Source organism: Mycobacterium angelicum, from assembly GCF_002086155.1.
GTDB lineage: Bacteria > Actinomycetota > Actinomycetes > Mycobacteriales > Mycobacteriaceae > Mycobacterium > Mycobacterium angelicum.
This window is the reverse complement of sequence record NZ_MVHE01000172.1, coordinates 1-2,039: the sequence shown is the minus strand read 5'-3', so window position 1 is coordinate 2,039 and position 2,039 is coordinate 1. Positions and strand designations below refer to the sequence as shown.

Here is a 2,039-nt window from a genome sequence, read left to right as displayed (position 1 = left end):
GGGTGGGGTGATCGAAGATCAGGGTGGGGGGCAAGGTGAGGCCGGTGAGCTGGGTGAGTGCATTGCGCAGCTCGAGAGCCGTTAGTGAGTCGATGCCGAGGTCTTTGAAGGGCCGGTCGGCGTCGAGGGCGGCCGGGTCGGGGTGCGCGAGGACGGTCGCGGTGCTGGTGACCACGAGATCTGTCAGTGTCTGCCGGCGCTGTTCGGGTGTCTGGCCGGCCAGCCGTGCGGACAGGGTGTGCGGGCTGGCGGTGGTTGCCGCCTGCGGCCGCGCGTTGGTGAGCGCGGACAGTATCGGCGGCAGGGCGTGGCGCTGTGCGAGCTGGCTGAGGCTGCGTGGGTTGACCGGCGCCGGGAACAGGTTGGCTTGTTGGTGAGCAACGGCGGCGTCGAACAGGGCCAGGCCGCGCTCGGTGGTGATCGGGGTCCAGGCGGTCCGGGTGACCCGGGCCTGGTCGACGGCGCCGAGGTGGGCTGTCATTCCGGACTCGCCCTGCCAGTAGCCCCAGGCCAGGCTGGTGGCCGCGGGGTGGTGGTGGGACAGGGCGTCGAGGAAGGCGTTGGCGGCGGCGTAGTTGGCTTGGCCGGGATTACCCAGGGTGCCCGCCGCCGAGGAAAACAGGACGAACGCGGCCAGGTCCTGGTCGGCGGTGAGTTCGTGCAGGTGCCAGGCGGTGTCGGCTTTGGCCGTCAGCACCGTATTCAGCTGGGCGCCGGTCAATTCGGTCACCACGGCGTCATCGAGCACGCCGCCGGCGTGGATGACTGCGGTGAGCCGGTGTCGGGTGGGGATGGATGCCAGCAGCGCGGCCAGCTCGGCACGGTTGCTGGTGTCGCAGGCGCTGATGGTGACTTCAGCGCCCAATTCGGTCAACTTCTGCTGCAGTTCGGCGGCGCCAGGGGCGTCGGGGCCGCGACGGGATACCAGCCGCAGGTGCCGCATTCCGTGGCCCGTAACGAGGTGTTCGGCGAATACCGCGCCCAGCATGCCGGTGCCGCCGGTGATCAGCACGGTGCCCTCGGGATCCCAGCGGGCTGGAGGAATCAACACGATCTTGCCGGTGTGGCGGGCCTGGCTCATGTCCCGGAAGGCTTGCCGAGCCTGCAGCAGGCCGTAGCTGGTGGTGGGCAGTGGCTGCAGGGTTCCGGTGGCGAAGAGTTCGCTCAGGGCCGTCCATGCCGGCTCGAGGTCCTGCGGTTCGGCGGCGTGCAGGTCGTAGGCCCGATAGCTGACGCCGGGGTGGGCGACGGCGATCTCGCTGGGTACCCGGATGTCGGTTTTGCCTATCTCGACGAAGCTGCCGCCGCGGGGCAGCAGTTGCAGCGAGGCGTCGACGAAGTCGCCGGCGAGGCTGTTGAGCACCACGTCCACGCCCTGGTGGTCAGTGGCGTTGGCGAACGCTTCGGCGAAGTCCAGGGTGCGTGAGGAGGCGATGTGCTCGGCGGGCACCCCCAGACCGGTCAGTACATGGTGCTTGCTGGGATGGGCAGTGGCAAACACCTCTGCACCCAAGTGGCGCGCGATCTGGATCGCGGCTTGGCCGACGCCGCCGGCGCCGGCATGGATGAGCACCCGCTGGCCGGCACGCAACCCGGCGATTTCCACTAGGGCGATGTAGGCGGTCAAGAACGCGACCGGCACCGAGGCCGCTTGGGCGAACGACAATGCCGGCGGGACCGGGACGACCATTCGGTGGTCCGCGGTGGCGGTGGGGGCAAAGGCGTTGTTGGGGAAGAGCCCCATCACGGCATCACCGCGGCGCAGGGTGGTGACGTCGGGGGCGGTGTCGATGACCACGCCGGCGGCTTCACCGCCGAGTCCGTCGTCCGGGATGGCACCGATGGCGACGACCACGTCGTGGAAGTTGAGGCCGGCCGCGCGCACGGCGACCCGGATTTGTCCGGGTGCCAGTTCCGTGAGTTCGGTGGGTTGCAGAGTCAGGTTGTTGAGGTCGCCTTTGCCGGTTGTCGCGAGTTGCCAGGCCGCAGTCGCCGGAGGGGTCAGCGCGGCGGTCGGGGTGAGGCGGGGGGTGTGGGCG

At 69.7% G+C, this 2,039-nt stretch carries 1 protein-coding gene; it reads right to left on the bottom strand.

Features of this window, described 5'->3' with window-relative positions:
• Positions 1 to 2,039: type I polyketide synthase (locus BST12_RS28765; protein ID WP_139802044.1), on the bottom strand; the 2,039-nt coding region annotated here is incomplete at both ends.